We start from the raw sequence: 26,560 nt of genomic DNA, 5'->3' as shown, positions 1-26,560 counted from the left end.
CGCGGCGGACGCGCGTCAGAACGCGAACGCGCGGTCGACGGCGTCGAGCACGCGGTCGAGGCTCGGCAGGTAGTCGTGCTCGATCTTCGCGACGGGGTACGGCGTGTGGAAGCCGCCGACGCGCAGCACGGGCGCCTCGAGCGAGTAGAAGCACTCCTCGGTCACGCGGGCCGCGACCTCGGCGCCCGAGCCGAGGTAGGTCGGGGCCTCGTGCACGACGACGCAGCGTCCTGTCCGACGGACGGACTCGACGACGGTCGCGGTGTCGAGCGGCGAGATGCTGCGCAGGTCCACGACCTCGATGCTGCGGCCCTCCTGCTCGGCCGCCGCGGCGACGCGGAGCGCGGTCGCGACGGTCGGACCGTAGGCGACGAGCGTGAGGTCCGTGCCGGGGCGGACGACCCGCGCCCGGTCGAGCACGGTCGCGCCCTCGCCGCGGCCCGCGACGTCGACCGGCCCCTTCTCCCAGTAGCGGCCCTTGGGCTCGAAGAAGAGCACCGGGTCCGGCGAGGCGACGGCCTCCTGGATCATCGTGTACGCGTCCTGCGGCGTGGACGGCGACACGACGCGCAGGCCGGCCGTGTGCGCGAACAGCGCCTCGGGACTCTCGCTGTGGTGCTCGACCGCACCGATCCCGCCGCCGTACGGCACGCGGATCACGACGGGCACCTGGAGCTTCCCGCCCGAGCGGTAGCCCATCTTCGCGAGCTGCGTCGTGATCTGGTCGTACGCGGGGAAGATGAACCCGTCGAACTGGATCTCGCACACCGGCCGGTAGCCGCGCAGCGCGAGACCGATCGCGGTGCCGAGGATGCCGGACTCCGCGAGCGGCGTGTCGACGACGCGGTCCTCGCCGAAGTCCTTCTGCAGGCCGTCCGTCACCCGGAAGACGCCGCCGAGCGCGCCGATGTCCTCACCCATGAGCAGGACCTTGGGGTCGTTCTCCAGCGACCGGCGCAGCCCCTCGTTGATCGCGCGGGCCAGGGTCAGGGTCTTGCTGTCGCTCATCGCGCCACCTCCGCGGTCGGCTCCTCGAAGGACTGCTGGTAGTCGGCGAACCACGCCTTCTCGCGCTCGACCACGGCGTTCGGGGTCGCGTAGACGTGGTCGAACATGCTCGCCGGGTCCGGTGCGGCGAGCGCGCGGACCTCCTCGCGCAGTCGCTCGCCCAGCGCGTCGGCCTCGGCGGCCAGGTCGGCGGCGAACGCGTCGTCCCACGCGTCCTCGGCGCGGAGCAGGTTCTCGAGCCGGTCGATCGGGTCGCGACGGCGCCAGTAGTCCTCCTGGGCGCGCGACCGGTACTTCGTCGGGTCGTCGGACGTCGTGTGCGCGCCCATGCGGTAGGTGAACGCCTCGACGAACGTCGGGCCGCCGCCGGATCGGGCGCGCTCGAGCGCCTCCGCGGTCACGGCGTAGCACGCGAGCACGTCGTTGCCGTCGACCCGCACGCTGGGGATGCCGAACCCGCCGCCGCGGCGGTAGAGCGGCACGCGGGTCTGCCGGGTCGTCGGCTCCGAGATCGCCCACTGGTTGTTCTGGCAGAAGAAGACGACCGGCGCGTTGTTCACGGCCGCGAAGACGAGCGCCTCGTTGACGTCGCCCTGCGACGTCGCGCCGTCGCCGAAGTACGTGACGACGGCCGCGTCGCGCTCCGGGTCGCCCGACCCGACGAGGCCGTCACGCTGGACGCCCATGGCGTACCCCGTCGCGTGCAGCGCGTGCGACCCGATGACGAGCGTGTACAGGTGGACGTTGTGCGCCGTCGGGTCCCACCCGCCGTGGTCCACGCCGCGGAAGAGGCGCAGGCGTGCCGTCGGGTCGATGCCGCGCACGTGCGAGACGCCGTGCTCGCGGTACGACGGGAAGACGTAGTCCTGGGGGGCGAGCGCGCGGCCGGAGCCGATCTGCGCGGCCTCCTGGCCCTTCGCCTGCGCGAACAGGCCGAGCTCGCCCTGGCGCTGGAGCGACGTCGCCTCGTCGTCGAAGCGGCGCGTGAGCACCATGTCGCGGTAGAGCCCGCGCAGCGCCGCGGCGTCGAGGTGGGCGACGCGCTCGCGGTAGCCGTCGGTCTCCGGGGTCGTGACGCGGGCGCCCGCAGGTGTCACGAGCTGGAGCAGGGGTGCGTCGTCGGGACCGCCCGCGACGTCGGGGAGGTCGGGGTGCGTGCTCGCAGCGTCCCGCACGCCGGTTCTCGCGTCGTTCTCGGTCACGCGACTCTCCTTCGGTGCGGCCCGGCCGTGCAGCCGGCCCGCTCGGGGGCAGGAGGCGCCCGATAGAGGGCGCCGTCGGAACCTACGTCTCCGTAGCCTACGCAAGCGTAGGCTACGACCCCGTAGGTAGCGCCTCCGACGTGTCGCCCAACGTCCGTCACGACCGGCTGTAGAGAACCTCCAATCCCCACCGGCGCACCCCCGGTACCAGGAGGGCTGCCCCTACCGCGGGTAGACGCCGCCCGAGCGCAGCGCGTCGCGCTCGCGCAGGACCGGCCAGCGCGAGAACGCGAACACGAGGAACATGACGACGTTGAGGATCGGCACGAGGCCCACGAGCACCCACCAGCCGGAGTAGCCGGCCTTCTGGATGATCCGGACGTAGGCGATGAAGAAGATCACCGCCACCGCGATGTAGACGACCAGGGCCGCGCCCCCGAAGAGCCAGCCGTAGTCGTCGACGAACTGGTCGTACTCCTGGTTGTCCATGCCGCGAGTCTTCTCGCGTGACCAGGACCCGGCAACCGCGCCGCCGTCGCCCGCCCGCTACGGCGTGCCGTCGTCGTCCGCGCCGACGAGCGCGCGGGCCACGTGCTGGGTCGAGACGCCGAGCTCGAGGACGGTGTCGCAGGCCTGCTCGACGCGCGGGTTGTGCGTCGCGACGACCACGGCACGCCCCTCGTCCGCGAGCTCGCGCAGGAGCCCGACGATCGCGTCGGCGTTCCCCTCGTCGAGCGCCCCCGTGGGCTCGTCGGCGAGCACGACGCGCGGCCGCTTGAGGAGCAGCCGCGCCACGGCGACGCGCTGCTGCTCGCCGCCCGACAGCTCGTAGACGGCCGCGCGCTCGTAGCCGCCGAGCCCCACGCGCTCGAGCACCTCCTCGCGCCGGCGCGCGCGGTCCGCCCGCCGGACGCCCCGGCTCACGAACGCGACGTCGAGGTTCGCCGCGACCGTCGCGTTGTCGATGAGCGCGTAGTTCTGGAACAGGTACCCGAGCTCGTCCCGTCGGAACAGGCGTCGCCCGTGCGGGCTCAGCGCGGTGACGTCGCGGCCGTCCACGAACAGCGTCCCCGCGTCCAGCCGGTCGAGCAGGCCCACGCAGTTGAGCAGCGTCGTCTTCCCCGAGCCGCTCGACCCCACGAGGCCCGCCATCGTGCCTGCCTCCACGCTCAGCGTGAGGCCCGTCCAGACCGTCCGCGCCCCGTAGAACTTGGCCGCACCCACGACCTCGATCATCGCCATCCCCCTTCGTTCAGCTGTCACTGGATCGCGTCCGCAGGAGCCGGCGCTGGGCCACCGCGAGCGCGGTCACCAGCAGGGCGGACGACACGAGGCACACCGCCACCGCGACGGGCGGCTCCGCTCCCCCGAGCAGCCGCGGTGCGGCGGCCGCGACGACGGCGCCGAGGGCCGGCGGCGTGCGCGGCGGGTTCGCCGCCACGTACGCGACGAGCAGCACCGCCGAGGCGGCCTCGGCGAGGAACGCCGCGCGGTACCGCGCGGCGAACGACCACCCCGCGATGTAGCGGACGAACACGCTCTGCGCGTACCGCCGCGTGTACGCGCTCGACACCACGACCGCGGTGAGGAGCACGACGCCGGCCGCCGCCGCGATGTTCGCGAGCCCGAGCCGGAAGCTCCGGACGAGCTTCTGGTACTCCTCGGCCGCGGCGTCGGCGATCGGCGTGACCGACAGGACGTAGTCGCGGATGCCCGCCGCGCGGCTCTCCTCCAGCACGTACGCCGGGTCGAGGAAGACGACGTCCCCCGTCGAGGTGTACGCGCCGTACCCGTCGGCGCTCACGACCTCCGAGGCCGGGTCCACGACGAGCACGACCGGCTCGTCCACGAGCGGCGACGCGCTCGGGTCCGCCGCGTTGCCGTAGTCGAACAGCGTGCTGCCCTCGGCGAGCGGCGCACCGCGCTCGACGGCGCACGTCGCACCGAAGTAGTCCGCCCACGAGCCGACGGCGGCCACGACGTCGCCCTGCTGGTCCGCCCGCAGCGTGGCGGGCAGGTGGATCGTGAGGCACGACCCCGGCGCCGGCGCGAGCCGCGACCCGGTCGCGTCGCGGACGTCCTGCTCCTCCAGGTACGAGGGGCTGACGAGGAGGACCGGCTGGTCCTCGGGCGCGACCGTCACCGTGCCGAACGCCGAGACGGGCTGCCGCGCGGCGAGCACCGCCTCGCGGTCGTCGAGGGCCCGCACGACGACCTCGCCGAGGCGCTGCGCGAACTCGCCCGCCCGGGCCTGGTCGTCACCGCCGACGCCCACGGAGGTCGCGCCGCCCGCGCTCTGCCAGGCGGAGCGGGCGGCCTGCTGGCCCGCGATGAGCTGGCCCGCGTGCACGGCGGAGAAGATCGACGCGACGAGGATGACGAGAGCGCAGAACCGCACGCCGAACGCGGCGGGGACGACCCAGGCCCCCACGGACTCGCCCTTGATCGCGGCCGCGAGCGGGATGCGCTGCGCGGCGGCCGTCGAGACGGCGTGGGCCGTCACGGTGACGAGCAGCAGCCCGGCGAGGACGGCGCCGGCCAGGCCGAGGAACGTCGTCGCCTGCGCGAACCCGTTGTAGGCGCCGAGCACGATCGCGCACACGACGGCGGCCACACCCAGGTGGAGGGCGAGGCGTCGGCCGATCGGGGCGAGGTCGCGCCGCAGGATGCTGGAGAACGGCGCGCCCTGGAGGCGCTGGACCGCGTACGCCCGGGCGTTGAGGAGGGCGCCGCACCCCGCGAGGAGCACGACGGCGACCGCCGCGATGGCGTAGCCCGCCGGGATCGGCGTGCCCGCGAGGTAGCGGTGCCACGAGAGGATCGTCGGGTAGGAGTCGGCCGACGCCGTCACCCCGGCCTCCCGCAGCGCGGCGGCCAGCGCCTCGGCCTCCGCCGTGCCGCACGAGAGCCCGTAGGAGCCCACCGGGCTCGTGGCCCCGAGCTCGGCACCGGGGTGCACCTGCGTGGTGACGCCGCGGCTGAAGTCGGCGACGCCGTGGTCGAGCCACCGCCCGCCCGGGTCGGCCGAGCCGTCACCGAGGACCGAGAGGTGCCGCGTCGAGACGTCGGTGAGGTCGAAGGTCACCTTGGCGACGGTGCAGTCGCGGGAGGTCGCGAAGGTCGCGATCGTGCCGTACGCCTCGGCGCTCGACGCGGTCGTGCCGAGGGAGTCGACGCGGAGCTGGGCGTCGAACCCGCGGACCGCGAACTCGCTGTACGCCTGCACCGTGAAGAAGGCGAGGAAGAGGCTGACGACCACCGCGAGCGCGTAGGCCAGGCTGAGGCTTCTGTTCGGCATGGAGGCTCCGCGCCGGACCGGGCAGGGGCGGCACGGCGCCGCCCCTGCCCTGCGTCCGTGCTACGCGCACGTGTGCCAGTAGGCGTGGTCCACGCGCATGGGCCAGTCCTTGGCGTGCACCTTCGCCCAGACCCCGGGCTTGATGTTGGTCACCCGGTAGAGCTTCCCGTTGTGCACGGACGCGCCGTGGCACTGGGTGTTGTGCAGGTAGTGCGAGTAGATCGCCCCCGCACTGGTCCCGTAGTTCCAGATCCCGCCGCCCACGAGCTGCGAGCCGGCGAACGCCGCCGCCGGTGTGAAGGCCAGGACCCCGGCGACCATCGCCGTCGTCAGTACTCGACCAAACCTCATATCTCCCCCTTCGGAAGTGATTGCTACGTAAAAGTAGCAATCCGGAGACGCGAGCACCAGGGGTTCGGTCGAACTGGGGAAGTTCCGTTGCCGGAACGCAGAGGGGCCCGTCGAGGTAGGGCTACAGCCAGGTCGCGCTGACGCGCAGGAAGAGGTCGGTCGCCTCGGGCTCGCCCACGCTCACGCGCAGGCCCTCGCCCGCGAACGGGCGCACGATCGCGCCGGCAGCACGCGCCTCCTCGGCGCGCTGGGCCGTGCGCTCCCCCAGGTCGAACCACACGAAGTTCGCCTGCGACTCCGGCAGGGACCAGCCCTGGTCGCGCAGACCCTCGACGAGGCGGGTGCGGTCCGCCACGAGGTGCTCGACCCGCTGCAGGAGCTCGTCCCGCGCCCCGAGCGACGCGATCGCGGCCCGCTGCGCCACGTGCGAGACCCCGAACGGCGTGGAGACGGCACGGATGCCCGCCGCCAGGCGCGGACGCGCGACGGCGTACCCGACGCGCAGGCCCGCGAGCCCGTACGCCTTGGAGAACGTGCGCAGCAGCACGACGTTCGGGTGCTGCGCGTACACCGCGAGACCGTCGGGGGCCTCCGGGTCGCGCACGAACTCGAGGTACGCCTCGTCGAGCACCACGAGCACGTCCGACGGCACCGCCGCGAGGAACGTCTCGAGCTCGTCGCGGTGCACGGCCGGACCGGTCGGGTTGTTGGGCGTGCACACCATGACGACGCGCGTGCGCTCGGTGACCGCCGCGGCCATCGCGGGCAGGTCGAGGCGCCCACGGTGCTCCCCCGTCAGGAGCGGGACCCGCACCGACGTGCCGCCCGCGACCGCGACCGCGATGGGGTACGCCTCGAACGAGCGCCACGGGTAGACGACCTCGTCGCCCGGCTCGACGACCGCCTGGAGGACGTGCGCGAGCACCGCGACCGAGCCGTTGCCCACGACGACCTCGTCGGCCCCCACCCCGAGGTCCGCCGCGAGCGCCTCGGTGAGCTCGGTCGCGTACATGTCCGGGTAGCGGTTCGCGTCCGCCGCGGCGTCGGCGATCGCCGCCACGACCGAGGGCAGGGGCGGGTACGGGTTCTCGTTCGAGGAGAGCTTGAACGCCGCCGCACCCGGGGCGACGCGCGCCCCCGGGACGTAGGCCGGCAGGGCGGCGACGGCAGGACGCAGGGGGACGCGGGGTTCGTGGGCCACGGTCCTCGATCATGCCACCCGTGCACCGCGGTCCGTGGCGGACGACGGCGCGCCACGCGCGGCGCCCGTGCCGCACGACCGCCCGGATGGCAGGATGCCGGGTATGAGCTTCGTCGTCCGCGTCCTCATCACCGGTCTCGCGATCTGGCTCACGAGCCTGTTCATGGACGAGCACTTCCAGATCGTCGGCTCCGACACGGCCGGCGGCAAGGTCGTGATCGTCCTCGTCGTGGCGCTGCTCTACTCGCTCGTGAACGCGGTGATCAAGCCGATCGTGCAGGTCCTCTCGATCCCGCTCTACATCCTCACGCTGGGGCTGTTCTCGCTCGTCGTCAACGCGCTCATGCTCATGCTCACCGCGTGGATCACCGAGCAGACGGACTGGGGCATCCGCATCATCGGCGGGTTCTGGTGGGCGCTGCTCGCGGCCCTCATCATCGCCGTGATCAACTTCCTCGTCTCGGCCGTCGTGCCGAAGGCCCAGGACCGCTGACCCGAGCGCTCCACCGCGCGCGCCGCCGCCCGCCCTCCCGACCGGCCCGCCGGGAGACGGCACCGGGCCGTCACCGCGCATCCTCCTCGCCACCACCCGTCCCGGCGCCCCCGGGCGTGCCCGTGCCGCCGAGCGTGCCGAGGGACGGGCCCGGCGCCGTCACGACGCCGTCCGGAGCCGGCCACGGGGGCCACGGCGGCCTCGGCACCGCGAGCTCACCGACGCAGAACGTCGTCTCGGGGTCCGGGACGAGACGCGCCTCGTAGACGAGCGGGTCCTCCGCCTCGCCGTCGAGCCAGTGCTCCACGTCGGCGAGGTGCTCCTCGAGGCCGCGGTCGCCCACCTCGACCGCGGCGTCGAGCACGTCCTGGTGGTAGCCGACGGAGTGCGGCACGTCGAGCGGCGGCCCGCCGCCGGGCGCGGAGACGGTACCGGTCACCGTCACGCGTTCGGGCGTCGCCGGGTTCGGCTTCCCGTCGAGGCCGGAGACCCCCTCCCCGCTGGTCTCGAGGTGCGTGGCGCGCACGCCGGGCGGGAGGCCGTGCCCCCCGACCGGTGACCCGGCGGTCACGACGTGGCGCACCTGGTAGGTCCCGACCGTCGCCGCCGCGATGGTGGCCGCGACCATGCCGCCCTGGCTGTGCCCGACGAGCACGACGTCGTCCTCGGGCCCGATGCCCGACTGGCCCATCGCGTCGAGCACCGCCCGCACGCTGTCCGCCCGCGCGCGCTGGGACTCGTCGTCGGACATGAGGTCGTAGTTGGACGTCATGTTCCACACCGTCCGGAGGTTGCCGGGCTGGGTGCCCGGGATCGCGACGACCCACGTGGGTGTCCCGCCGTCCTTGACGATGCGCTGGACGCTCAGCACCGAGTCCGTGCTCCCGAGCGCCGCCACGGCGCCGACGGCTGACCGCGTGTCCGTGGGGGTCGGCAGGTCGTAGGGCGCCGCGTCGATCCGCCGCACCTCCGGGTCGGGCAGGAACCGGTCGCGCAGCGGCTGGACGGACGCCCGCAGCACCGCCGCCGCGTTCCCGACCGTCGGTACGGCGTACCAGGGGCGGTCCGGGTCGAGCATGCCGATCGTGCGACCCAGCGCGCGGACGGTCGCGGGGTGCAGCGCCTCGCCCGTCGTGACGAGCCGACCGAGAGCGGGCCCTCCGTGCAGCAGCGACTGCGCGAGCCCGGCGAGGCCTTGCGCGACGATCATCCCGAGCCCGGCGGCGCCCGCCCCCGCCAGCCCGTAGTGCCGTCCCGCCACGACCAGCGCGGTGTCGGACCACCCGGCGGCGGCCGCGGCGTCCGCGTCGTCGTACACCCGGACCGCCTGGTGCAGCCGCTCGGCGAGCCCGCGCAGCCGCTGCTCCTCCTGCCCGGCGAGCAGGGCCGCCGCGTCGAGGTCGTCGAGGAAGGCCGCGCGCGCGGCCCGGACCTCCGCCGACCAGAACGGCGTCGTCGTCAGGTTCGCGCCCGCGGCCGCCCCGAGCGGCTCGGCCGGGACGAGCCGCCCGGCGAACGCCGTCGGCGTGGCCGTCGTGACCTCCACCGCGTGCTGCGCGTCCCGCAGCGCCCCCGCCGCTCCGGTCAGGAGGTCCGCCCGGGCCGCGAGCACCGCGGCCTGCGCGACGACCCCCGCCGTCTCGACGACCGTCGGCTCCGTCCCGCCACGGATCACGACGGACGGGCCGGGCGGCGACCCGCTCACGAGCCGCCTCCCGCGGCGAGCCCCGCGGCCAGCCCCGCCCGCATGCTCGTGACGTCCGCCTCCGCGAGCACGGTGAGCGCGTCCAGCCGCACGAGGCACGTCCCGAGCGTCTCGTCGAGCCGGAGCAGGGCTGCCCGACCCTCCGCCGTCGCGTCGTCGTACGCGTGCCGCGCCTGCCCGGCCCACGGGAGGTCGGGGGTCTCCAGGGCGGCGCCGGCGCGCGCGGCGTCGTCGGTCGCCGTGCGGACCTGGTCGCGGGCTCGGGTGATCCCGAAGGGTGCGGCGAGGCACGGCGGTGGTGGCGGGGTCGGCATGGCGGCGACCGTACGGAGCCCCGTCGGCCGACGGTGCGGCAGGTCACCCGGCTGTGGACCGGACCCTCGCGCCCGGACGCTGGGGACGGCCACGGGCCGCGCGACGGCTCCGTTGCCCGGACTGCGGGCGGCACCGACCGCCGTCGGGCACGCGTGGGAGAATCAGGGGCGTGCCCGAGAACCCTGCCGCAGCCGCCCCTGCCCGCGTGAGCCTCGCCGAGGTGACCCCGCCGATCGCGCTCGGCCCGCTCGACGGCCGCTACCGCGCCGCGGTCGCCCCGCTCGTCGACCACCTCAGCGAGGCCGCGCTCAACCGCGAGCGCATCCACGTCGAGGTCGAGTGGCTCATCACGCTGTGCAACGGCGTCCAGGCGGTCGACGAGAACGCGGTCCGCCCGGTCGTGCCCGGCGCGCCCCAGCTCTCCGACGCCGAGGTCGCCTACCTGCGCCGCATCCCCGCGACGTTCGGTGGCGACGAGATCGCCGAGCTCGCCGCGATCGAGCGCGAGACGGTGCACGACGTCAAGGCGGTCGAGTACTTCGTCAAGCGCCGCCTCGCCGCGGCTCCCGACGCGCTGGGCCCCGACACGGTGCTGCCGGGCGTCGGGGAGCTCGTGCACTTCGCGTGCACGAGCGAGGACGTCAACAACCTGTCCTACGCGCTCATGGTGCGCGGCGCCGTCGAGCACGTGTGGCTGCCCGCCGCGACGGCCCTCGCCGACCAGCTCGCGGACATGGCGCGCGAGCACGCGGACGTGCCGATGCTCTCGCGCACGCACGGCCAGCCCGCGACGCCGACGACGCTCGGCAAGGAGCTCGCCGTCCTCGCGCACCGGCTGCGCCGCCAGCTCCGTCGCGTCGGTGCGGCTGAGTACCTGGGCAAGCTCAACGGCGCGACGGGCACGTACGGCGCGCACACCGTCGCCGTCCCGGGCGTGGACTGGCCGTCGGTCTCGAAGCACTTCGTCGAGGGCCTCGGTCTCACGTGGAACCCGCTGACGACGCAGATCGAGTCGCACGACTGGCAGGCCGAGCTGTACGCGGACGTCGCGCGGTTCAACCGGATCCTCCACAACCTCGCGACCGACGTGTGGACGTACATCTCGCTCGGGTTCTTCACGCAGATCCCCGTGCCGGGCGCGACCGGGTCGTCGACCATGCCGCACAAGGTCAACCCGATCCGGTTCGAGAACGCCGAGGCGAACCTCGAGATCTCGTCCGCGCTGCTCGACACGCTCGGTGCGACGCTCGTGACGTCGCGCCTCCAGCGCGACCTCACGGACTCGACGACGCAGCGCAACGTCGGCCCCGCGTTCGGCCACTCGCTCCTCGCGATCGACAACGTGCGCCGCGGCCTGAAGGCCCTCGCCGCGAACGCCGACCTCATGGCGGCGGACCTCGACGAGAACTGGGAGGTGCTCGGCGAGCCCATCCAGTCGGCCATGCGCGCGGCGTCGGTCGCGGGCGTCCCCGGCATGGAGAACCCGTACGAGCGCCTCAAGGACCTCACGCGCGGCCAGCGCGTCGACGCGGCGCGGCTCCGCGAGTTCGTCGCGGGCCTCGGCCTGCCCGACGACGTCGCGCAGCGCCTCGCGGACCTCACTCCCGCGACGTACACGGGCCTAGCCTCCCGCCTCGTCGAGACCTACCTGGACTGACCGGCCGGTGCCGAGCACGGGGTCGGCGACCGAATCCTGGGGATCTCGGTCGCCGACCCCGTTCTCGTCCGCACGCACCGTCGTGGTCGACGGCGCCCGTGTCAGACGGCGGTCGGCTCGCCCGGGTGGGACCCGCCCCGGCCCGGCATCCCACCCGCGGCGGCGAGCCGGGCGCGGTGCGCTGCGCGCACCTCGGCGAGCTCGTCGAGGCGGTTGACGACCCAGGTCAGGACGATCGTCGCGGCGGCCGCGAGCGCGAGCAGGCCGAGCACGTTGCCGAGGTCCGCGGTCTGGACGCTCACGGTCCCCGACCAGAAGAAGGCCGAGCGGCTCAGCACGCCTGCGAGGGCGAGGCCGCCGAGCGCCGGGACCGCCGGCCGCGTCCGGCGCCACAGCAGCGCGACTCCGAGGAGCAGGACGACCGGCGCAGCCAGCGCGGGAGGCGTCCACGGGCTCAGCGCGACCCCCGACCACCACGGCGCCCCGAATCTCGCAGCGTCGGGAGCGGTCGCCGCGGCGAACCCGCCGAGGGCCAGAGCCATCGCCCCGAGGGTCGCGGCCCGGACCGTCCACGGCTCGGGCCCGACCCGGCACGCCCGACGTGCGGCGAGCACGCCCGCGTAGACGGACACCGCCGCGACCCACGGCGCGTCGAGGTACGCCGCATAGCTGCTCCCCGCGCCGAGCGAGACCGCGAGCCCGCCCATCCCGGCGACGGCGGCGAGCACCGCAGCAGCGAGGCCGACGCGCTGCGCTCCAGCGAGCGTGAGGGCCACCGCCGCGAGCCAGAGGGTCCACATCGATGCCGCCGGGACGGTCGTCAGGAGCGGTGCGTGCCCGCTCGGGCCGAGCACGGCCCCGACGATCGCCGCGGCGAACGCGAGGACGCGCGCGGCCATGACCACGAGCACGGCGGGCAGGACCACGAGCAGGAGCCCCGTCGCCGCGCGCCGCTGCCGCGGGGACGAGCCCAGCGGCGCGAGCAGCCACTCGCGCGCGGCGGCGCGCAGCAGGTCCCACCGCTCGGCCCGCGTCGGGCGCGACTGCCCGGGCCGCGCGCCGTCGACCAGGTGCCCGAGCATCTCGGCCTCGTGCGCCCGACGGTAGGTGTACGGAAAGAGACGCAGCAGCCGCCGGTAGTCCCGCACGAGGACCGGCGCCACCGGCAGGAGCGGGTCCGCGGGCGATGCCGCCACCCCGGTCACGCGGCAGCCGCCGTGCCGTCGGCCGCCGCCGCCAGGAACGCGCGGTGCGCGGCGCGGGCGGCAGCGAGCTCGTCGAGACGGTTGACGACCCAGCGGGTCGCGAGGGTCAGCGCCACCGAGATCCCGACCACCCCCAGGACGTTGCCGAGGTTCACGGCCGTCGTGTCGAGCGCGCCGGACCAGAAGACGTCCGACCGGCTCAGGGCCATGGCCAGGAGCGCGCCGCCGAGGACGGGAGCGGCCTGCCGGACCGGGCGGACGAGCACGAGCAGCGCCACGGTGCTCAACCAGAGCACCACGACGGCGTTGGCCGAGAAGAAGGAGTTCGGCGCCACCCAGACGTGCTCCTGCGAGACCGCCGACGCATCGCCCCGTGCCGAGAGCGCGAGTGCGGCCGCCGTCATCCAGAACGCCACCGCTCCCGCTCGCGCGCCGAAGACGGGCGCCTCCTGCCGTGCCCGCGCGACGAGGGTCAAGAGGAAGGCCACGAGGACGACGACCCAGCCGACCGCCTGGAACGCGACGAACGCCCGTTCCGCCGAGACGAGGGCCCCGATGGCCACGACTCCCGCCACCGCGGCGAGCGCGGCGAGCACGAGCCCTGTTCGCCGTGCTCCCACGGCGACGGCGACGAGCGCGGAGAGCCACGCCAGCCAGGCCGGCGCGAGGGGCGCCGCGACCAGTGCCGCCACGGTCACCATCAGCACCGGTGAAGAGAGCGACCCGAGCGCCTCTCGCGCCGCGTCGTCCGTCACCGCCTGGACGGCGCGCACGAGGTCGTACGCCGCGGGGACCGCGAGCACGGCGGTCAGCACGACCAGCACGACCACCGAGGCGGAGGCGCGCTGGCGCTCCGTCGGGCCCAGCGGTGCGAGCAGCCACTCGCGCGCGGCGGCGCGCAGCAGGTCCCACCGCTCGGCCCGCGTCGGGCGCGACTGCCCGGGCCGCGCGCTGTCGACCAGGTGCCCGAGCATCTCGGCCTCGTGCGCCCGCCGGTAGGTGTACGGGAACAGGCGCAGCAGCCGCCGGTAGTCCCGCACGAGGACCGGCGCGACGAGCACCGAGCCGACGGCGTCCGGCTCGGGGTGGCCGTCGTGGCCGCTCATGCCGGCACCGCCCCGCCGTCGACGACTCCCCCGCCGATCCCCCGCGCGGGCCGGGCCGCGGTGCGGTCGCCCGGCGGGGCGGCCGTGCGGCGTCGGGCACCGAGACGTTCGAGCGCGCGGCGCGCCTGCGCCTCGGCGCGCTCGGCCTCGGCGGCGAGGCGCGACCCGCCCTCGCTGGTGAGCCGGTAGTACCGGCGCAGGCGCGAGTCGACGACCTCCTCGTGGTCGACCTCGACGAGCCCGGCGGCGACGAGCCGGTCGATCGCGCCGTAGAGCGTGCCGGCGCGCAGGGTGACGCGCCCGTCGGAGCTGGACTCGACGTCCTGCGCGATGCCGTACCCGTGCAGCGGCCCGGCGGCGAGCGCGGACAGCACGAGGAACGCGGGTTCCTGGAGCGGTTTCGATGCCATGGCGGCGACCATACTCTCGCCGCGAAGGTATGCGCAGGACCCGCCCCGCACGGCGCGTCGCGGCCCGCGGGGCACGGGCCGGGAGAGCTCCACCTCGCACCCCGCACCGCGCCGGGCGCGGAGCGCCGACGACCCACCACGCGCGGCGCCACCGCCGGGAACGCGTGGCGCAAACCTTCACAGACACGACGTTCTGTGAAACTATCTGCCACATACTCGACGACCCGGAGGATCAGCAATGACGCTCGACGGCTCCCCCACGTCCCCCGCCCCGGCCCCGCCCGGCGTCGGACGACGACAGTTCCTCACCCTCGCCACGGCGGGCGTCGCGGCGAGCACGCTCACCGTGACGGTCGGCTCGCTCACCCCGGCCGCCGCGCTCACCACGCCCGGCGCGACCCACGCCGCACCGACTGCGGCCCCGGCACCCCGCAAGCGCGAGCTGCGCGCGATGTGGATCTCGAGCGTCGTGAACATCGACTGGCCGTCGGCGTCCGGGCTCTCGGCGGAGCAGCAGAAGGCCGAGCTCCTCGGCTGGCTCGACGTCGCGCGCGACTTCCGCCTCAACGCCGTGTTCGTCCAGGTCCGGCCGACGGCCGACGCGTTCTGGCCCAGCCCCTACGAGCCGTGGTCGCAGTACCTCACGGGTGTGCAGGGCCAGGACCCCGGCTACGACCCCCTCGCGTTCGTCGTCGAGGAGTGCCACCGGCGCAACCTCGAGATCCACGCCTGGTACAACCCGTACCGCGTGTCGATGCAGGCCGACCCGGGGCGGCTCGTCCCCGAGCACCCCGCGCGGCAGCACCCGGAGTGGGTGTGGGCCTACGGGGGCAAGCTCTACTTCGACCCGGGCCTGCCCGCGGCGCAGGAGCACATCAAGAACGCGATCCTGCACAGCGTCGAGAACTACGACATCGACGGCGTGCACTTCGACGACTACTTCTACCCGTACGCCGTCGCGGGCGAGACGATCCCGGACGCCGCGACCTTCGCGACCCACGGCGCCGGCTTCGACCGGGTCGAGGACTGGCGGCGCCACAACGTGGACACGTTCGTGCAGTCCATCTCGCAGCGCATCAAGCAGGCGAAGCCGTGGGTCAAGTTCGGCATCAGCCCGTTCGGCATCTGGCGCAACGCCTCGACGGACCCGCGCGGCTCGCAGACGGGCGGCTCGCAGTCGTACGACATGCAGTTCGCCGACACGCGCAAGTGGGTCCTCGAGGGCTGGCTCGACTACATCAACCCGCAGATCTACTGGCAGCTGGGGCTCGCCGTCGCGGACTACGCGAAGCTCGTCCCGTGGTGGGCCGACGTCGCCGCGCAGTCCGGCACGCACCTGTACATCGGCGAGGCGCTGTACAAGGTGACGTCGGGCGTCTTCACGGACCCGGCCGAGCTGTCGAACCACCTGACGTTCTGCCAGGAGCAGGAGCACCCGGTGCACGGCAACGTCTACTTCTCGGCCAAGCACGTCCCGGCCGACCCGCAGGGATCGATGACGCGCGTGCGCGACGACCACTACCGGTACCCGGCGCTCGTCCCGGCCATGCCGCACCTCCCGGGCACGAAGGTCCGCATCCCCGTGCTCGCGTGGGCCGGCTGGCGCGACGACGGCGTCCGCGTGCACTGGACCGACGCCGGCGGCCGCCGGTTCGCGGCGACGTCGTTCGCGATCTACCGTGCCGACGGGTGGGTGCAGCACGTGGACACCGAGAACCCGGCGCACCTCGTCGCGACGCAGCGCGCCGAGGGCCGGGTGGTCCAGGACTTCCTCGACCCGACCGCCGTCCGCGGGCGCCGGTATACGTACGCCGTGACCGCGCTCGACCGCGTCTGGAACGAGTCCGCACCGAGCAGGGTCCGCTGGTCGGTGTGACGATCGTCGTGCCGGGCCTCGGCCCGGCACGATCGCCCTTCGCCGGAACTGGGGCCGCGCGAGGGGCAGGCCCGACGGCGCGTGGTTCGCTGGGTGCGCCACGCGCCGTCGGGGTTCCGCGGCCGCCCCGCCGTGGGTGCCGGGTGGCACAGTAGGACGCGTGAGCACGCCCGACCTGCGCCCCGCCGACCCCTCGACCGCCGGAGCGTCGGCCCCGCCGTCCGACCTCCCGCCCCTGCGCACCGTCGGGTGGGTGAACGTCCGCGACGGACGCCTGCTCGCGGTGCGGACGACCGGGAAGGACCGCTTCTTCATGCCGGGCGGCAAGGTCGAGCCCGGCGAGACGGACACCGAGGCGCTGGTGCGCGAGATCCACGAGGAGCTCGGCGTGCGCCTGGACCCGGGGACGGTCCGGCCCGCGTTCGTCGCCGAGGCCCCGGGGCACGGGCTGGGCGGGCGCGTCGTGCGGATGCACTGCCTGTACGCCGAGCCGCTGCCCGGGTCCCCCGAGCCGGCACCGAACGCCGAGATCGCCGAGCTCGCGTGGCTCACGCCGGCGGACGCGGACCGCGTCCCGCCCGCCGGCCGCATCGTCCTCGAACGCCTCGCGGACGTGCTCTCGGCCTGACCGCGCGCCCGCAGGCAGGCCGCTCGGACGCGGCATGGGGACCTCGCCCCATGGGCACCCCGAGACGCGGGGGCGCCCGTCCACGTACGCTCCGGAAGCACGATCCGCCGCGACAGAGGGACGACCATGGGGTTCTACGGTGCCGACATCGGCGAGCTGCGCAGGCTCGCGCAGAGCCTGACGACGGCGTCGGAGTCGCTCGAGACGACGCGCGGCGGCCTCCAGTCCACCGTCAGCGGGGCCCGCTGGGCCGGGCCCGACGGCGACGAGCTGCGCGGCCGCTGGACCTCCGAGCTCGGCCCCGCGCTCGCCGCGGCCGCGGCGACGCTGCGCGACGCGGCCGACAAGGTGCGCACGAACGCCGACCAGCAGGAGAGCGCCAGCTCCGACGGCACGGGCGGTGGCGCCGGCGGGGGTGCCGGCGGGTCGGGCGGGTCCGGGTCGGGGTCCGGCGGCTCGGGCTCCGGAGGGTCGGGCGACGGCGGCTCGGGCGAGAGCGGCGACGGCCCCGGCGGCCCGACGGTCTCGGTGAAGGGCAGCCAGAGCGGCGGCTCCGACAACGGCGGCCTCGGGAGCCCCGCGACGGAGGGCACGGAGTCGAAGGTCGGCTTCGGCGTCTCCCACGACCCGGACAGCGGCGAGACGACGTACTCCGGCAGCGGGTCGCTCGCCGACTGGTTCAAGACGACCGACGGCTCGAAGGTCTCGTTCGGCGTCAACGGCGGCGCCGAGTACACGGTCGGGGAGAAGTCGGAGGACGGCTTCACCACCTACACCTCGAAGTCGGACGTCTCGATCGGGGTCGAGGGCGGCGTCTCGAAGGGCGGCACGGGCGTCAGCGGCGGGTACACGACCGGCGTCACGTCCGAGTACACCCTGAAGATGCCCGACGGCACCGACGTCGACCCCGGGTCCGTCAACCCGTTCGACCCGCGGAGCATGCCGGTCGGCTCGTCCGTGACGATGGACGGCGGGAGCTACGCCAAGACCGAGCTCGACGCCGCGTTCCGGCACATCGCGCTGGAGTCGTCCGTCAAGGACTCCGAGGGCGTGAGCAGCCTCATCGAGCGCACGGGCGACGACACGGTCCGTGTCACCGCGGGCCCGACGGAGGCGATCGCGAACCACGCGGGCCTCGGCCTCGACTTCGACGCGGTCAAGGTCATGCTCGGCAACACGACGTCGCTCGACGGCGCGTCCCTGCGCAGCGCCGAGTTCGACCTGTCGACGCCCGAGGGCCAGGCCGCCTACGACACCTACCTCGTCACCGGCGAGATCCCCGGGGACCCGTCGACCGGGATCTCCGGCACGACGACCATCGAGCGCGTCAACTACGACTCGACGTCGACCGTCGGCTTCGATACGCCCGTCGGCGGGGCCGAGTGGCAGATCGGCCAGAACACCGGGTCGCTCGTCGCGACGACCTACCCCGACGGCAGCACCGAGCAGCTCATGACCGCGACGTACGGCGACCGGGGCGACTTCCGCCTGTCGCAGTCGTTCGACGCCTCCGGCACGGAGGACCTGTCGGCGCGCACGTACTCGTTCGACGTCACGGCCGACGACATGTCGTCGCAGTACTTCAACACGCGCGACTTCTCCGGCTTCTCGCCGTCCGGCGAGGTGTCGCCCGGCCAGCAGGTGACGATGACGCTCACCGAGTCGCAGATGAACCGCCTCGCCGACAGCGTGCGGACCGCCGTCGAGAACGACGCCCTCGGCATGCAGACGCGGGCCGTCGTCACCGACTACGACATGAAGCCGCTCTCGGACCCGTACCAGCTCGCCACGAGCCTGGCCCGAGCGGCCGACTCCGACCTGGACCTCGTCATGATGATCAGCGAGATCAACGCCGCGGGCGACGGCTCGGTCACGGACCGCTCCGCCGCCCGGTTCCCCGGAACGGTGACGCCGGGGGGCTGACGCCGCGCCGCCCGGAGGGGCGCGGCGCCGGGTCGCCTCAGCGGGGCTTTTGCGCCGAGAGGTACGCGGTCGAGACGAAGCCCGTCCGGCCTCCGGCGGTCACCTTGAGCCACCCCTTCGAGGCGGTGCCCGCGTGCGTCACCGCGGAGCCGCGCGCGAGCCGTGCGACGACCTTGGACGAGGTCGACGCCGACGCCCGCAGGTTGAGGCTCGACGCGGTGACGTACGACGTCGCGGCCTGGGGCGGTGCCGGGGCGGGCTTCGCGGGCGCCGCCGGTGCGCTCGTCGAGGTGTACTGGGCGGAGACCCAGCCGGTCCGTCCGTTCGCGGTGACCTTGAGCCAGCCGCCCGAGGTCGACGCGACCGCGAGCTTCGTGCCCTTCGGGAGGCGTGCGACCACGGCCGAGGACGTCGTCGCCGACGCCCGCAGGTTGAGCGACGCGGCCGTGACGTACCGCGTCGCCGGCTGGGGCGCCGACGGCTTCGGCGCCGGCTGGGGTGCCGGCGGCTTCGTCACCGGGGGCGTGCTGACCGGCGCGGGCTTCGTCGGCCCGATGCTCGCGGCCGGGACCCAGCCCGTCGTCCGCCCCGACGTGACCCGACGCCACGTGCCGCTCTCGTCCCCGGGCTTGCCGACGACGGTCGCCCCGCGCGCGACCCGGGCGACGACGGCGCCGGTGCCCGCCCCGGCGCGCACGTCCACGGCGGCTTTCGTGTAGTAGGTGCAGGACGTCGCGGTCGACCGGGCGGCCACGCGTGTCGCGTCGCGCCCGAGGTCGACGCCCTTGCCCTTGAGGTAGGCGAGCGGGTCGGTGTGCGACGCGCCCGACCCGTAGGTGCCGTTCCAGACCTCCAGGTGCAGGTGCGGCGAGGTGGAGATGCCGGTGGAGCCGACGTCGGCGATGCGCTGCCCGGCCTTGACCGTCTGCCCGGCCTTGACGTACTTGTCGCCGTCGATGACGTGCCCGTAGACGCTCGAGACCGTCTTCCCGCCGATGGTGTGCCGCAGGACGACCCACTGCCCGAACCCGCTGACGCTGCCCGCGCGCAGGACGGTGCCGTCGGCGATCGCGTTGATCCGCGTGCCGGAGGTCGCGCCGAGGTCCTGCCCGAGGTGCCAGGTCGACGCGCTGGCGACCGGCATGCAGCGCGGGCCGTAGTAGGAGGAGACCGAGTAGGTGCGCGCCCCCAGCGGTGCCACGACGGCGGCCGCCGCGCTCGCGCTCGGGGCGACGAGCAGGCCGCCGAGCCCCGTGGCGAGCGCCGTCGCCATCGCCACGCTCGCCACGCCCGACCAGCGCCTCGCGTTCCGAACCATCCCCTGCCCCCTGAAAAGAAATCAGACATACCCGGCGTGTCGGGTTGACACGCCTCAGGAACGGTAAGGCCAGTCCGCGGGGACCGCCAGATGGACGACCGTCCAACAGCGCCGAAGGCTGGACGGCGCGGGGCGTAACGTCGTGCCATGACCGTCGGGACGGGACGCGCGGACGACGATCTCCTCGCTGCGACGCTGCCCGTGCTCGGCCTCGCGCTCGCGTCGGTCGCGGCCGTGCGCGACGCCGCGGCGCGGGCGGGCGGGTTCGACCCCGGACCGGGCCCGGACACCGAGCGCGTCGCGGCGGCGTTCGCGAGCGACCGGCTGCTGCGGGTCGACGGCGCTCCGGTGGACGGGTTCGCGCCGCTGTCCGGCTTCTTCCGCACGGCGGACGGCTGGGTCCGCACGCACGCGAACTACCCGCACCACCGCGCGCGGCTGCTCGCGCTCCTCGACCTGCCCGCCACGGTCGCGGACCCCCCGTCCCGGGACGACGTCGCGACGGCGCTCGCCGCGCGGTCGGCGCAGGAGGTCGAGGACCTCGCGGCCTCGGTCGGCGCGATCGCCGTGCGCGTGCGCTCCGCGGACGAGTGGCGCGCGTCCGCGCCGGGCCGGGCCGCGGCGTCGGGCCCTGGCGTGCGGACCGCGGTGCGCGACGACGCCGCTCCCCCGCGCCCGCTCGCCGTCGGGCCCCGGCCGCTCGCCGGCCTCCGGGTCCTGGATCTCACCCGCGTCATCGCCGGGCCCGTCGCGACCCGGACGCTCGCGCTGCTCGGCGCGGACGTCCTGCGCGTCGACCCGCCGGGCCTGCCCGAGATCGAGGTCCAGCACCTCGACACGGGGCAGGGCAAGCGGTCCGCGCTGCTCGACCTCGCGACCCCCGGCGGCCGGGCCCGGGCCCAGGAGCTGCTCGACGCCGCCGACGTCCTCGTGACGGGCTACCGCCCGGGCGCGGTCGGGGCGTTCGGCCTGCGCCTGCCGGGCGGCGCGGTGCACGCGCGCGTCAGCGCGTGGGGCGACGACGGCCCGTGGGCGCCGCGGCGCGGCTTCGACTCGATCGTGCAGGCGGCCAGCGGGATCGCGCTCGTGGAGGGCACCCGGGACGGGACCGTGGGCGACGCCTCGACTGCCGCGCCCGGCGCCCTGCCCGCCCAGGCGCTCGACCACGCGACGGGCTACCTCCTGGCCGCGGCCGTCGTGGACGCTCTCGCCGACCGCGCGGCCGACGGCCGCGGGCGCGACGTCGACGGCGCGCTCGCCCGCACCGCGCACGCGCTGCTCGTCGCCCCCGGGCGCGACCCCGCGCACGGGCCGCCGCGGACGCCGGGGGCGCGGTGCGTCGTCGGGCACCGGGTGCGCCTCGACGGCCGGGACGTCGCGGCGACGACGACCCGGCCCGCGCTCGACCGCCTCGCGGGCGAGCCCGTCGACGACTACCCGGCCCCGGCCAGGCCGTGGGGCACGGACGCGCCGCGGTGGGCGAGTCCGCACGACGCGCCCGGAGCCGACGGCTGAGCTGCTCTCCGGGCGTCAGGCGTGGTCGAGGCGGCGCAGGATCGCGCCCTCGCGCAGCGCCCACGGGCAGATCTCGACCTCGTCCACGCCGAGCGCGCGCATCGTCTCGACCGCGACCACCCCGCCCGCGACGATCTGGAACGTGCGCTCCGGCGTGATGCCCGGCAGCGCGGTGCGGCCCTCGGCCGTGATGCGCGCGAGCCGCGGCACCCAGTCCGCGAGCTGCGCGCGGCGCATCCGCCACCGGTCGTCAGGACCGACCGCCTCGGTCTGCATGCCCGCGAGCCGCGCGAGCGAGCGAAAGGTCTTGGACGTCGCGACGACGTGGTCCGGGCGCGGGAGCCGGGCGAACCGCGCGACGGCGGGCGCGAGCGTCGTGCGCACGTGCTCCCGCAGCGCCTCGACGTGCTCGGGTGCGGGCGGGTCGTCGGGCAGGAAGGCCATGGTCATGCGCCCCGCGCCGAGCGGGAGGGACACGGCGAGATCGGGCTCCTCGTCGACGCCCGACGCGATCTCGAGCGACCCGCCGCCGATGTCGAGGACGAGCAGCCGGCCCGCGGCCCAGCCGTGCCAGCGGCGCGCGGCGAGGAACGTCAGGCGCGACTCGTCCTCGCCGGAGAGCACGTGGACCGGCTGCCCGACGCGCTCGCCGATCGCGGCGAGCACCTCGGGCCCGTTGGTCGCGTCTCGCAGCGCCGACGTCGCCATGGGCAGCATCTCGTCGACGGCCGACTCGCGCGCGAGCGCCATCGCGTCGTCGACGGCGGCGAGCATCGCCGCGACGCCCTCCGGGGAGAGCGACCCGTCGGGCCGGAGGTAGCGCATGATGCGCACGACCGTGCGCGCCCCCGCGGCCTGCACGGGACGCGCCGCGTACGCGGCGTCGACGACGGCGAGGTGCACGGTGTTCGAGCCGATGTCGAGGACGCCCAGGCGCGTGGTGGTGCTCACGCGGCGAGCCTAGCGGCGCGGCGAGGGCCGCCGTCGGGCGTGCTGCCCGACGACGGCCCTCGTCCGGTGCGCGACGCGCACCCGTGGCGACGTGGCGGTCAGCCGCAGGCCAGCGCCTCGTACGCCGCGTCGGCCGTCGTCGTCGTGCCGTCCGCGGCGACGACCGTGACGGTCGCCGTCCCGGCCTCGACGGACGTCGCGCGCGTCGTGAACGACTGGTAGGCGCTCTTGCCCGGCTGCACGTGCCGGACCGTCCGCTCGCCGAACGGCGTCGTGAGAGTCACGTCCACCGGCGCGTCGGCCGTGCTGGTCGCGCGGACCGCGACGAACGCCCGGCCACCGAGGCAGCGCGCGCTCGCCTCGACCTCGACCGGTGCGGGCGGGGCGACGGCGGAGACCGACGGGATGCGGTCGGCAGCGCCGGTGCCCCACGTGAGGCCCTCGCTCGTGTCGGACAGGTCGAAGTCGAGCGTGCCGCCGTCCTGCAGCGCCGCGACGTCCAGCCACGCGGCGGTGTGCGCGACGCCGTCGACCTCCAGGCCGGCGACGTAGCTCGGGAGCTTCTCGTTCGCGCCCGCCGCGTCGATGCGCAGCGTCGCCCCGGCGTCGGTCGTGAGCGTCGCGGCCTGCACCTTCGGCGCGTTGAGCGCGAGGATCCCCGAGCCCGGCATGACGGGCTCGAACCCGAGCGACGCCATGACGTACCAGGCGGCGAGCGTGCCGAGGTCGTCGTTCCCGACGCCGCCGCCCGGGGTGTCCGGGAAGCGGTTGAGGTTGGCGGCGAGGACGTCGTTCGTCTTCCACGGCTGGCCCACGTAGCCGTAGAGCCACGCGTTCATGATCGTCGGCTCGTTGCCCGGGTTGTAGCGGATGGTCGTGTAGTACGAGCTGCCGCCCTTGGCCCACGTGCTCGGCGAGACGCCGGGGTTCGCGGCGAGCGCCGGCTGGTCGAAGTAGTAGTCGAGACGCTCGACGAAGCCGTCCTCGCTGCCCATGACCTCCTGGAGGCCCGTGACGTCCTGCGGCACCATCCACTGGTACTGCCACGGCACGCCCTCGTGGAAGCCGGAGCGCGTGACGTCCGTCAGCTCGGGCAGCGTGACGAACTCGCCCGTCGGGCGCTTCGCGTTGACCATGCCCTGGAAGCCGCCGGAGAGCTCGACGTCCGGGTTCCAGAGGTTGCGCCAGTTGCGACCCTTGTCGAGGAACGCCTGGCCGCCCTCGCGGCCCGTGCGCTCGGCCGCGGCGCCGAGGCTCGCGTCGGCGAGCGCGAGCTCGAGCGTCGCCGAGCCGCCGTGGCGGTACTCCTCGAACTGGCCGCCGAGGCCGCCCTCGTTCTCGGGGTAGAACGGCACGTGGCCGTGCTCGGCGTAGAACTCGGTGCTGCGCCGCCCGACGGACGCGACGTCGTCCGGCGGGGTCGTCGTGGCGTTCTCGACGAGGTAGTCCCACAGCTCGTCCGCGACGTCGTCGGGGACGGTGCCGAGCGCGAAGTTCTCCGCGAGCCACGGCGTGACGGGGTCGCCCGCCATGATGTTGGTCTCCAGCGCGCCGAGGGACCAGCGCGGCAGCCAGCCGCCCTCGACGCGGTGCTGGTACATCGAGCGCACGATGTCCTGGGCGCGCTCGGGCAGCAGGAGCGCGTGCAGCGTCGCCTGCGTGCGGTACGTGTCCCAGAGCGAGAAGTTCTGGTAGTAGTCCCAGCCGTCGGCCTGGTGGACCTCGAGGTCCATACCGCGGTACTGCCCGTCGACGTCGCTGCCGATCGTCGGCGAGAGCAGCGTCTTGTAGAGCTGGGTGTAGAAGATGCGGCGCTGGTCGGGCGACGCGTCGATCGCGGCACGGCTCAGCTCGGCGTTCCACGCGTCGCGGGCCTCCTCGCGCACGGTGTCGAACGCGACCTGCCCGCCCTCGTCGGTGGCCTCGGCCTCGCGGTTGGCGCGCGCGCCGTCGACGCTCACGAACGACACGCCCACGCTCACCTCGACGTCGCGGTCGGTCGTGGTGTCGAACACCGCGACGGCGCCGTTGTTGCCGCCCGCGACCTCGCTCGTCGTGGAGCCCGCGACGTAGAGCGCGTCGGTCCCCCACGTGCCGCTCGACGCGACCGGGCGGTCGAACGTCGCGCTGAAGAAGTACCGCTGCTTGTCCGGCGTGCCGCCGCAGAAGCCGCCGTTGTCGACCCAGCCCTCGAGCGTGCGGTCGTCGACCCACGTCACGGAGCTCGCGCCGGCGTCGCGCAGGGTCTGGCCCACGTTGAACGACAGGTGCGACGTCGTCGAGGCGGGGAACGTGTAGCGGTGCGCGCCGACGCGCGTGGTCGCGGTGAGCTCGGCGTGCACGTCGTTCGCGAGCGTCACCTCGTAGAACCCGGCCGACGCGCGCTCGGTGCTCTTCTGGTCCTTGATGGCGATGAAGGAGCGCGCCGTGCGCGGGGTCGCGCTCGTGTCCGGCGTGACGAGCAGCTCGCCCGCCGCGGGGCAGCCCGCGCTGTTCACGTGCCGGTGGCTGAAGCCCCACACGCGCCCGGCGTTCGTGCTGTACGACGTCGAGGCGTAGGAGTTCGTGTTGTCCGGGCTGAGCTGGACCATGCCGAACGGCACGGTCGCGCCGGGGTAGGCGTTGCCCTCGCTCTCGGTGCCGACGAACGGGTTGACCTCGAGCGTGAGGTCGTCGCCCGCGGCGGCGGTGACGGTGCCCTCGTCGGCGGGGGCGGCGCCCGCGGCGGCGGGCAGCAGGGTGCCCGGCGCGACGGCGAGCGCGAGCCCCGCGGCGAGCAGGGCGAGTCGTGGTCGTCTCATGCCATGTCCTCTTCGACGTGCGACCGGGCGTCGTCGCCCGGGGCGCCCCGGGGCCGTTCGGTCAGGTGCCGCCCGGGCCGCTCGTGGCGGGGCGACGGTGCTCCTGGTCGACGACGGGCGTCCGTCGGCCACCCTCTCCCGGCTATGACTGCGCTGTCAATCGGATGCCCAGGGCAGCGGGTCCGTCCGAGCGGACCGGGGTCAGCGCGCGCCGGCGGCCACGTGGACGAGCGCCTGGGCGTCCGCGACGACCGCGCGCTCCTCGGCCTGCGCCGCGGCGACGGCCTCCGCGCGGGCCGCGACGATCGCGCGGTGCAGGTCGGCGTGCACGCGGCGCCGCACGCCGCGCGCGATCTCGTCGGCCTCGTCCGGCTCCACCGGGTCGCCGTCCGCCTCGCGCAGCGCGACGACGTCGGCCACCTCGAGCGCGACGCGCCGCTCGGCGTCGGCCAGCAGGGCGACGACCGCCGTGTCCGCCGCTCGCCCGAGGCGCGTCTCCTCGAACGCCCGCGTCGCCTCGTCGACGATCGTGCGGGCCTGCGTCACGAGCTCGGACGCGATCGACGGCGAGTGCGCCGCGAGCGTCGCGAGGTCGTACAGGAGCACGCCCTCGACGTCGGCCACGCGCGGGTCGACGTCGCGGTGCAGCGCGAGGTCGAGCACGACCGTCGGGCGCGCGACGGGCTCGTCGCCCGCCCGCACCGCGGCCCGCTCGCGCGCCCGTACCACGGCGGCGGCGTCAAGCACGTGCTCGATCGCCTGCTCGCGCCGCTCGGAGCCCGGGCGCGCGGCGTCTGCGGCGAGCGCCCGACCGCGCGCGCCGCTGCACGACACCACGAGGTCCGCGTCCTCGAGCGCCGCGACGAGGTCCGTCACGGCCTCCACACCGCGCGCGGCGGCGAACTCCTCGGCGCGGCCGGACTGCGAGTAGACCCGCACGTCGTCGCACCCGAGCGCCCGCAGCGCGGCGAGGCTCGCGCCCGCGTACGACCCGGTGCCGATGAGGACGGCCCGGACCTGCGGCCACGGCGGCAGCTCGGCGGCGGCGAGGTCGAGCCCGAGCGCGACGACGGAGCGACCGGCCCCGCCGAGCGTCGTCTGCGTGCTGACCTTCTTGGACGTGCGCGACGCCGTCTGGAAGAGGAGCTCGAGCGTCGAGGACGTCACGCCGTCGGCGTGCGCGGTCTCGAGCGCCCGCTTCACCTGGCCGGCGATCTCGCGCTCCCCCACGACCATCGAGTCCAGGCCCGACGCGACGGCGAACAGGTGCTCGGCGACCTCGGTCCCGGCGCGCGTGCGGAACGACGCGAGCGCCTCGGCCACCTCCACGCCCGACGCCTCGGCGACCATGCGTGCGACGTGCTCGGTCGCGTGCTGCACACCGGTGCCGTCGAGGGGGGCGTCCACGTCGAGGTACAGCTCGAACCGGTTGCACGTCGCGAGGACGACCGCACCGGTGATCACGTCGCACGCCGCGACCGCGGAGCCGCCGATCGAGTGGGCCCCGGTGGAGAGTCGTTCCAGGGCGTCGAGGTCCAGCTCGTGGTGGCTGGCCGTGAGGGAGAGAAGAGCCACAGTGCCTCCGATTTAATCATTC

22 protein-coding genes are annotated in these 26,560 nt (G+C 74.9%); 6 read left to right on the top strand and 16 right to left on the bottom strand.

Features of this window, described 5'->3' with window-relative positions; genetic code table 11:
• Window positions 1-15: 15 nt before the first annotated feature.
• The 7 genes from MT994_RS11385 to hisC form a co-directional block, all read right to left on the bottom strand.
• Window positions 16-1,008, bottom strand: coding sequence for an alpha-ketoacid dehydrogenase subunit beta (locus tag MT994_RS11385; RefSeq protein ID WP_043656580.1), 993 nt, complete (start codon window positions 1,006-1,008; stop codon window positions 16-18).
• Window positions 1,005-2,117 (bottom strand): pyruvate dehydrogenase (acetyl-transferring) E1 component subunit alpha, encoded by a 1,113-nt coding sequence (pdhA, locus tag MT994_RS11380; protein ID WP_044144382.1) that lies wholly within the window; start codon window positions 2,115-2,117, stop codon window positions 1,005-1,007. Before pdhA ends, MT994_RS11385 begins: the two co-directional genes overlap by 4 nt.
• Before the next feature lie 315 nt (window positions 2,118-2,432).
• On the bottom strand, window positions 2,433-2,699 hold the full coding sequence (locus MT994_RS11375) for a hypothetical protein (protein ID WP_021482356.1): 267 nt from the start codon (window positions 2,697-2,699) through the stop codon (window positions 2,433-2,435).
• Window positions 2,700-2,756: 57 nt separating this feature from the next.
• Window positions 2,757-3,452 (bottom strand): ATP-binding cassette domain-containing protein, encoded by a 696-nt coding sequence (locus MT994_RS11370; RefSeq protein ID WP_228485188.1) that lies wholly within the window; start codon window positions 3,450-3,452, stop codon window positions 2,757-2,759.
• 10 nt (window positions 3,453-3,462) lie between these two features.
• Window positions 3,463-5,508, bottom strand: a complete 2,046-nt coding sequence (locus tag MT994_RS11365) for a hypothetical protein (RefSeq protein ID WP_354806327.1) — start codon at window positions 5,506-5,508, stop codon at window positions 3,463-3,465.
• A 60-nt stretch (window positions 5,509-5,568) separates the two neighbouring features.
• The gene (locus MT994_RS11360) at window positions 5,569-5,859 is read right to left on the bottom strand and encodes a lactococcin 972 family bacteriocin (RefSeq protein ID WP_354806326.1); all 291 of its coding nucleotides are present in this window, start codon (window positions 5,857-5,859) and stop codon (window positions 5,569-5,571) included.
• 121 nt (window positions 5,860-5,980) lie between these two features.
• Window positions 5,981-7,060, bottom strand: a complete 1,080-nt coding sequence (gene hisC / locus MT994_RS11355; protein ID WP_194521760.1) for a histidinol-phosphate transaminase — start codon at window positions 7,058-7,060, stop codon at window positions 5,981-5,983.
• A gap of 103 nt (window positions 7,061-7,163) precedes the next feature.
• On the opposite strand from hisC, the gene MT994_RS11350 reads away from it, so the two are divergent.
• The gene (locus MT994_RS11350; protein ID WP_021483630.1) at window positions 7,164-7,553 is read left to right on the top strand and encodes a phage holin family protein; all 390 of its coding nucleotides are present in this window, start codon (window positions 7,164-7,166) and stop codon (window positions 7,551-7,553) included.
• A gap of 70 nt (window positions 7,554-7,623) precedes the next feature.
• Here MT994_RS11350 and MT994_RS11345 read toward each other — a convergent pair whose 3' ends face one another.
• Both MT994_RS11345 and MT994_RS11340 read right to left on the bottom strand, forming a co-directional pair.
• The gene (locus tag MT994_RS11345) at window positions 7,624-9,258 is read right to left on the bottom strand and encodes a hypothetical protein (RefSeq protein WP_354806324.1); all 1,635 of its coding nucleotides are present in this window, start codon (window positions 9,256-9,258) and stop codon (window positions 7,624-7,626) included.
• Window positions 9,255-9,572 carry a hypothetical protein gene (locus MT994_RS11340; RefSeq protein WP_354806323.1) on the bottom strand — a complete coding sequence of 106 codons (318 nt, stop codon included), beginning with the start codon at window positions 9,570-9,572 and terminating at the stop codon, window positions 9,255-9,257. Before MT994_RS11340 ends, MT994_RS11345 begins: the two co-directional genes overlap by 4 nt.
• 170 nt (window positions 9,573-9,742) lie before the next feature.
• Between MT994_RS11340 and purB the strand changes: the two genes are divergently transcribed.
• Window positions 9,743-11,230 (top strand): adenylosuccinate lyase, encoded by a 1,488-nt coding sequence (gene purB / locus MT994_RS11335; protein ID WP_354806321.1) that lies wholly within the window; start codon window positions 9,743-9,745, stop codon window positions 11,228-11,230.
• Window positions 11,231-11,331: 101 nt separating this feature from the next.
• On the opposite strand, the gene MT994_RS11330 is transcribed toward purB, so the two are convergent.
• The 3 genes from MT994_RS11330 to MT994_RS11320 are packed head-to-tail and all read right to left on the bottom strand — an operon-like array spanning window position 11,332 to window position 13,951.
• Window positions 11,332-12,426 carry a hypothetical protein gene (locus MT994_RS11330; RefSeq protein WP_354806319.1) on the bottom strand — a complete coding sequence of 365 codons (1,095 nt, stop codon included), beginning with the start codon at window positions 12,424-12,426 and terminating at the stop codon, window positions 11,332-11,334.
• Window positions 12,427-12,431: 5 nt separating this feature from the next.
• Window positions 12,432-13,541, bottom strand: a complete 1,110-nt coding sequence (locus MT994_RS11325) for a hypothetical protein (protein WP_354806318.1) — start codon at window positions 13,539-13,541, stop codon at window positions 12,432-12,434.
• Window positions 13,538-13,951 carry a PadR family transcriptional regulator gene (locus MT994_RS11320; RefSeq protein WP_354806316.1) on the bottom strand — a complete coding sequence of 138 codons (414 nt, stop codon included), beginning with the start codon at window positions 13,949-13,951 and terminating at the stop codon, window positions 13,538-13,540. The genes MT994_RS11325 and MT994_RS11320 overlap by 4 nt, the downstream gene beginning before the upstream one ends.
• A gap of 238 nt (window positions 13,952-14,189) precedes the next feature.
• Between MT994_RS11320 and MT994_RS11315 the strand changes: the two genes are divergently transcribed.
• The 3 genes from MT994_RS11315 to MT994_RS11305 all read left to right on the top strand — a co-directional run bounded on the left by MT994_RS11315 (window position 14,190) and on the right by MT994_RS11305 (window position 18,378).
• On the top strand, window positions 14,190-15,827 hold the full coding sequence (locus MT994_RS11315; protein ID WP_354806314.1) for a family 10 glycosylhydrolase: 1,638 nt from the start codon (window positions 14,190-14,192) through the stop codon (window positions 15,825-15,827).
• 160 nt (window positions 15,828-15,987) lie between these two features.
• Window positions 15,988-16,455 (top strand): NUDIX domain-containing protein, encoded by a 468-nt coding sequence (locus tag MT994_RS11310; RefSeq protein WP_222123552.1) that lies wholly within the window; start codon window positions 15,988-15,990, stop codon window positions 16,453-16,455.
• Between the two features lie 126 nt (window positions 16,456-16,581).
• Window positions 16,582-18,378 (top strand): hypothetical protein, encoded by a 1,797-nt coding sequence (locus MT994_RS11305; RefSeq protein ID WP_354806312.1) that lies wholly within the window; start codon window positions 16,582-16,584, stop codon window positions 18,376-18,378.
• 37 nt (window positions 18,379-18,415) lie between these two features.
• Here MT994_RS11305 and MT994_RS11300 read toward each other — a convergent pair whose 3' ends face one another.
• Complete coding sequence (locus tag MT994_RS11300) at window positions 18,416-19,666, bottom strand: SH3 domain-containing protein (RefSeq protein ID WP_354806310.1); 1,251 nt, start codon at window positions 19,664-19,666, stop codon at window positions 18,416-18,418.
• A 177-nt stretch (window positions 19,667-19,843) separates the two neighbouring features.
• Here MT994_RS11300 and MT994_RS11295 point away from each other — a divergent pair, with 177 nt between their 5' ends.
• Window positions 19,844-21,211: a CoA transferase gene (locus MT994_RS11295; protein WP_354806308.1), complete on the top strand. Its 1,368-nt coding sequence runs from the start codon at window positions 19,844-19,846 to the stop codon at window positions 21,209-21,211.
• Between the two features lie 15 nt (window positions 21,212-21,226).
• Here the strand turns inward: MT994_RS11295 and MT994_RS11290 are convergent, their stop codons facing one another.
• From MT994_RS11290 to MT994_RS11280, 3 genes are all read right to left on the bottom strand, one after another.
• Window positions 21,227-22,162, bottom strand: coding sequence for a hypothetical protein (locus tag MT994_RS11290; RefSeq protein WP_076403882.1), 936 nt, complete (start codon window positions 22,160-22,162; stop codon window positions 21,227-21,229).
• 98 nt (window positions 22,163-22,260) lie between these two features.
• Window positions 22,261-24,963, bottom strand: coding sequence for a GH92 family glycosyl hydrolase (locus tag MT994_RS11285; RefSeq protein ID WP_354806307.1), 2,703 nt, complete (start codon window positions 24,961-24,963; stop codon window positions 22,261-22,263).
• A gap of 201 nt (window positions 24,964-25,164) precedes the next feature.
• Window positions 25,165-26,538, bottom strand: coding sequence for a glutamyl-tRNA reductase (locus MT994_RS11280; RefSeq protein ID WP_354806306.1), 1,374 nt, complete (start codon window positions 26,536-26,538; stop codon window positions 25,165-25,167).
• Window positions 26,539-26,560 lie beyond the last annotated feature (22 nt).

Source organism: Cellulosimicrobium sp. MI9406 (genome assembly GCF_040595865.1).
Classification (GTDB): domain Bacteria; phylum Actinomycetota; class Actinomycetes; order Actinomycetales; family Cellulomonadaceae; genus Cellulosimicrobium; species Cellulosimicrobium funkei.
This window is presented reverse-complemented; position numbering and strand designations above follow the sequence as displayed.

Excerpts from the sequence above, each read along its gene's own strand:
- MT994_RS11385 (WP_043656580.1), bottom strand. The coding sequence starts at position 1,008 with ATGAGCGACAGCAAGACCCTGACCCTGGCCCGCGCGATCAACGAGGGG.
- MT994_RS11375 (WP_021482356.1), bottom strand. The coding sequence starts at position 2,699 with ATGGACAACCAGGAGTACGACCAGTTCGTCGACGACTACGGCTGGCTC.
- MT994_RS11370 (WP_228485188.1), bottom strand. The coding sequence starts at position 3,452 with ATGGCGATGATCGAGGTCGTGGGTGCGGCCAAGTTCTACGGGGCGCGG.
- MT994_RS11365 (WP_354806327.1), bottom strand. The coding sequence starts at position 5,508 with ATGCCGAACAGAAGCCTCAGCCTGGCCTACGCGCTCGCGGTGGTCGTC.
- MT994_RS11360 (WP_354806326.1), bottom strand. The coding sequence starts at position 5,859 with ATGAGGTTTGGTCGAGTACTGACGACGGCGATGGTCGCCGGGGTCCTG.
- MT994_RS11350 (WP_021483630.1), top strand. The coding sequence starts at position 7,164 with ATGAGCTTCGTCGTCCGCGTCCTCATCACCGGTCTCGCGATCTGGCTC.
- MT994_RS11340 (WP_354806323.1), bottom strand. The coding sequence starts at position 9,572 with ATGCCGACCCCGCCACCACCGCCGTGCCTCGCCGCACCCTTCGGGATC.
- MT994_RS11325 (WP_354806318.1), bottom strand. The coding sequence starts at position 13,541 with ATGAGCGGCCACGACGGCCACCCCGAGCCGGACGCCGTCGGCTCGGTG.
- MT994_RS11320 (WP_354806316.1), bottom strand. The coding sequence starts at position 13,951 with ATGGCATCGAAACCGCTCCAGGAACCCGCGTTCCTCGTGCTGTCCGCG.
- MT994_RS11315 (WP_354806314.1), top strand. The coding sequence starts at position 14,190 with ATGACGCTCGACGGCTCCCCCACGTCCCCCGCCCCGGCCCCGCCCGGC.
- MT994_RS11305 (WP_354806312.1), top strand. The coding sequence starts at position 16,582 with ATGGGGTTCTACGGTGCCGACATCGGCGAGCTGCGCAGGCTCGCGCAG.
- MT994_RS11295 (WP_354806308.1), top strand. The coding sequence starts at position 19,844 with ATGACCGTCGGGACGGGACGCGCGGACGACGATCTCCTCGCTGCGACG.
- MT994_RS11285 (WP_354806307.1), bottom strand. The coding sequence starts at position 24,963 with ATGAGACGACCACGACTCGCCCTGCTCGCCGCGGGGCTCGCGCTCGCC.